The sequence below is a fragment of the Candidatus Zixiibacteriota bacterium genome, assembly GCA_020853795.1.
Lineage (GTDB): Bacteria > Zixibacteria > MSB-5A5 > CAIYYT01 > CAIYYT01 > JADJGC01.
On the sequence record JADYYF010000186.1, the window covers coordinates 1 to 4696 of the forward strand.

The 4696-nt window shown below is 57.2% G+C and carries 5 protein-coding genes; 3 read left to right on the top strand and 2 right to left on the bottom strand.

Annotated elements, in window-relative coordinates; genetic code table 11:
• The coding region (locus IT585_14215) for a RecX family transcriptional regulator (GenBank protein ID MCC6964403.1) at positions 1-520 on the bottom strand (520 nt) is incomplete at its 3' end.
• A gap of 45 nt (positions 521-565) precedes the next feature.
• On the opposite strand from IT585_14215, the gene IT585_14220 reads away from it, so the two are divergent.
• A complete protein-coding gene (locus tag IT585_14220) occupies positions 566-1012 on the top strand; it encodes a hypothetical protein (GenBank protein ID MCC6964404.1) in 447 nt (148 codons plus the stop codon).
• Between the two features lie 180 nt (positions 1013-1192).
• On the top strand, positions 1193-2536 hold the full coding sequence (locus IT585_14225) for a hypothetical protein (GenBank protein ID MCC6964405.1): 1344 nt from the start codon (positions 1193-1195) through the stop codon (positions 2534-2536).
• Positions 2537-2591: 55 nt separating this feature from the next.
• Here the strand turns inward: IT585_14225 and IT585_14230 are convergent, their stop codons facing one another.
• Positions 2592-3167 (bottom strand): DUF1697 domain-containing protein, encoded by a 576-nt coding sequence (locus tag IT585_14230; protein MCC6964406.1) that lies wholly within the window; start codon positions 3165-3167, stop codon positions 2592-2594.
• A 178-nt stretch (positions 3168-3345) separates the two neighbouring features.
• Here IT585_14230 and IT585_14235 point away from each other — a divergent pair.
• Positions 3346-4696, top strand: a 1351-nt coding sequence (locus tag IT585_14235) for a hypothetical protein (GenBank protein ID MCC6964407.1), incomplete at its 3' end; no start/stop codon positions are given.

Here is a 4696-nt window from a genome sequence, read left to right on the forward strand (position 1 = left end):
AGGCCGCCTCGGCCTCGTCTTCCGCCGCGACATTCTCCTTCAGCGCTTCCCCCGCCGTCTCGCGCGCGATACCTTTCTGGTACAATTCCATCAGTAGCCGCTGCTTGCCGCGTGGCGCCAATTGCTGGCGCGTCTTGATCCATTCCTCGGCGAACTGTTGATCGTTGACATAGCCTTTCTCGCGCAGCCAGGCAATCGTCGCGGCGATTTCCTGCTCTTCAAACTTCTTGCGACGCAGATAGTCGTGCATCTCGCGTTCCGAGCGATTCCGGCGCGCCAAATAGCGCAAGGCGGCGTCGCGCACCTTGGCGATTCCCAACGCTTCGCGAATTTCTTCCAGGCGCGTTGCGTCCAGTTCGTCGCCGACATGCAAATCCAGCGCCGCCAATTGCTCCTCGGCGCAGCCGATGAAGAAGCGCCCGTCAAGATAGATTGACCAGCGCCGCGGATCGTTTTTCTGCGGCGTCAGCGCCGTGATCTTGACCATATATAGTACATTATAGAAATACAGCGCTTCCATGCCAAGTAACTTGCGTCACAACTTGTCGGCCGCTACCTTGATGCCGTGCTGTCCAAACTGATCAAATTCAACGCCTGGCTGGCGTTCGCCTGCGGCGTGTTCGCCCTGATCATGGCGCCGCAAATCATCGACACCGCGGCCGTCGCGATGGGCCAACGCCCCGACCGCGTCAGCCGCGACGAGGTCTATTTCGTCGCCGTCAGTCTTTTGCGTGTTTGCGGGATTCTCTTACTGGCTTACTCGACGCTGGTGCGCATTGTCCTCAAGAGCTTTGATCCGCTTGAGCATGTGCGCATTACCCTGACGATCTTTGCCATCGGCCTGCTCGTGTGGGGCGGCACGCTGCTCGTCTTGCTCCCCACCAAAAGCGCCATCCTGCTGTCAGTAGTTGCCGTTGCCTTGCTCGAGTGGCTGGCTATTCCCCTCTGGCTGCTGTTCAACTATAAGAAGACTGATGATTGGAAATCGGTACGACAGGATCCCCCCCGCTGAGATCGTCGATCACCGACCCAATTCGGTTGGATTTTGTTGCTCGAGGCGGCCACGTTCCCATCAAGTTAAGATCACTAAGTGAAATATCGAAAGTGAACTCCACTAACACCATTTAGTAGATTGACAACATCGACTAATTTGCGCATTTTATAGAAAATCAATCGGAAAGGAAAATGCGCTATGTGTCGGAGACTCCGTTTTCCGCTGCTGATTTTGATTGTGCTGGCAGTGTCACACCCACTATCTGCTCAAATCCACATCATTATCGGCTGGAACGATCTTGGGATGCACTGTAGTAACCAGGACTTCTCCAAGCTCGTGGTCTTACCGCCGTTCAACAATGTTCATGCCCAGGTGATCAGAGTCGGTGATGCTACCCATCTGCCGGTGGTTTTGACGACCGGGTATCACGTTACGTATGAGATCCCCGGAAACACCTACTCGGTCGGCAAGACCAACTTCTGGAGTTATGAAGACCAGATTTTCGGCGTCAGTCTGCCCGACAATATCGGCCTGACCGGCAACGGGCTTACCGGGCAAATGACGATCACCGAGAACTACTTCGCTGTTACCGGAATTCCGATCACGCCGTATCAGGATGCCGATCTGGTGCATGAGGACGCTTTCCAGCTCGGTCTTCTGAAGCTATACGATGCATCCGACCAACTCGTCGCCACCGCCCCGCCAGTGGTGCCGGTTTCCAACGAGATCAACTGCGTGAGCTCTGGTTGCCACGGAAGTGAAACGCAGATTCTCAATCAGCACGACGCTGAAGGCGGGTTCGATCCGAACAATACTCCGATTCTCTGCGCGTCGTGTCATTCGTCGAATGCCCTCGGGACTCCCGGTCAGCCGGGGTTGCCGTCGCTATCGGAAGCGATTCACAAGCAGCATGGCGAGCACACGAATGATTGTTACAAATGCCACCCGGGTCCGAACACGCAATGCCTGCGCGATGTTATGAAGGTCAAACACGGCTTCACCTGCCAGACTTGCCACGGAAGTGTGACGCAGGTTGGCGAGAGCATAAGTTCAGGGCGTATTCCGTGGCTGCAGGAACCCGCCTGCGGCGCGACCAATTGTCACGGATCGAACTTTGCAGAGGAACCGGGCAAGCTATTTCGGCAGTCGCGCGGTCACGGCGGTCTGTTCTGCAGCGCTTGCCACGGTGAACCGCATGCCATCGTCCCCAGCGGCAAAGATCGCGACAATGTTCAGAATATCGCTCTTCAAGGATTCGCCGGAACGCTAAAAAAGTGCGAAGTCTGCCACGGAGTCGCACCGACTGCTCCCGGGCCGCACGGCATCATGGCCAATCCCTGCAACTGCGGCGATGCCGACGGCAGCGGCGCCTTTTCGATTTCCGATGCTGTGTACTTGATTAATTACATCTTCGCCGGCGGTCCGGCGCCCAATCCGGTTTGCGAAGGCGACGCCGACGGTTCCGGTGCTATCTCCATATCGGACGCCGTCTATCTGATCAACTACATCTTCGCCGGCGGTCCGGCGCCCCACTGTGCTTAGGACCCGATCCAATCTTGTGGCGCCGGTCAGCATGCCGCCTCGGCCGGCGCCGCCATTACGCACTGACGATCTTCTGAATCGTGTTCCAATTGCGGGTCGTGATCTCGCGCCCAAATTGGGTTTCGAGGATCTTCAGCGCATCGGTTGTCCCAGTCCGCTCAGATAAAGTCAGCACGCTGAAGACCGTGTCCGCAGTTGCCCGCAATATCACGAAATCTCCCGTCAACGACTTATACGGTGTTTTCAACGACCCTGGGCGCTGCTCCGACAGGAACGTCACATATAGCCGCGTCTGCGGCGTCGGCTCGATTCCGGCAAACGGATTCTCCGCCGCCAGCTTCTGAATCTCCGCCAACGGCCGTACCACGACTCCGATCTTGCGCCCGAACTTTTCCGCCAGGATCGATGCGACGTGAGCCGCAATCTTCGTCGGCGCTGCAGGTTTGGCGTCAAACAACACGTTGCCGCTGGCCAGGACCGTCTTAACGTTGGCAAATCCGTTGGCTGCCAGGACCGCACGCAGCGCATCCATCTTGATGATGACCTTGCCGCCGACATTGATGCCGCGCAGGAAGGCGACATAGCGATTGGCCGTCGCGCTACTCTTCGAAGCTTTCGCTCGTTCCGTCACTTACTGCTACTCCTGATCGTCAAGTCTCGAACAGTACGAATACGCGCGGAAGACGTCGTCAATGGGACCAGCCAAGAACTCGACAAATTGATCCAAAAAAACAAAACCTGGTCGTGCCAAACCCGTAGTTTTTCTCTAAGAGACCATTTCGCCGCAGTTCCAACTTGAGGACTACATCATGAAGAAGAGCTACTATCTTGTCGTCGGCCTCATCTCATTGACCCTGATCCCGCTTGAACTCACCTGGACCCGAATCCTCTCGGCAGAGTTCTTCTATACTTTTGCCTTCCTCGTCCTGTCGTTGGCGATTCTCGGTCTGGGGCTGGGTGGTCTGGCTCTGCGCCTGCTGCCCCGGCTCAGTCAGTTTCGTTTGATCGGCGTCTATCTGACCCTGGCGGCCGTCTGCGCCATCATCGGTCCGCCCTTGGTCTTTACCATCGCACCCGATTTTGCGACTCTCTTCACCGATTGGGCGACCGTGGGCAAGCTGGCATTGACGATTCTCATCCTGATGTCCGCTTACTTCTTCGGCGGCCTGGCCCTCTCATTGATTTTCAAGACGAATCACTCCGAGATGCCGCGTCTGTATATGGCTGACCTGCTGGGTGCCGGGATCGGCGTGCTCGCGGCCATTGTCGCTATGAATGCCCTGGGCACACCCGCTGCCGCAATTCTGGTCGCCCTGCCGATGCTGTTGGCGGCCATGATCATGAGTCGAAGCTTCTGGAGGTTGATCCCGATTCTCGTGGCCCTGGGTGCAATTGCCGTCTCACCCCGGGCGCAGGACTGGCTGCGACTGGAGCGCCAGGAACGTGCGCCGGTGATCTTTACGCACTGGGACGCCATGTCAAAGCTCAAGGTTTACGAGTACGCTCCCGATGCGCGCGGCATCAACATCGATAACGTCTCCAACACGCCGGTGTACCGCTTCGACGGCAATTGGTCGGACGTCAATCCCGATTCGGTTGAGTGGGGCATCGATGTTTCCTATCTGATTGATCAGTTCGACTCCTGTGTCTTCCTTTCCCTCGGTTCTGGCGGCGGCAGTGATGTCTTTCAGGCGCTCGTCGAGGGCGCGGCGGAAATCCACGCCGTCGAAATCAACGGCTACATCAATCACATGATGACCATCACCGACACCGCCGGCTATGCGCGCGCGCCGCTCATCCCCGATTCAACCGCTATCATCGATTCGACCGAAGCTGCAACGCCGGTGCCGCCGCTGATGAGTGTCGCCGAATTCTCCGGATTCATCTATCGCGATCCGCGCGTAAGAGTTGTCACCGAAGATGCCCGCGCTTACGTGCGCCGCTTCACGGGCAAATTTGACATCATCTATTCGCTCAGTTCGAACACGTGGGCAGCGCTTGCCTCCGGCTCTTTCGCGCTGGCCGAGAACTATCTGTTCACCACCGAGGCTTTCATCGACTATTGGCACGCGCTGTCCGACAGTGGTTTCATGATGATGGAACATCAGGTGTACGCTCCGCGCCTCGTCAGCGAGGTGATCGCAGCGCTCGGTCGCTGTG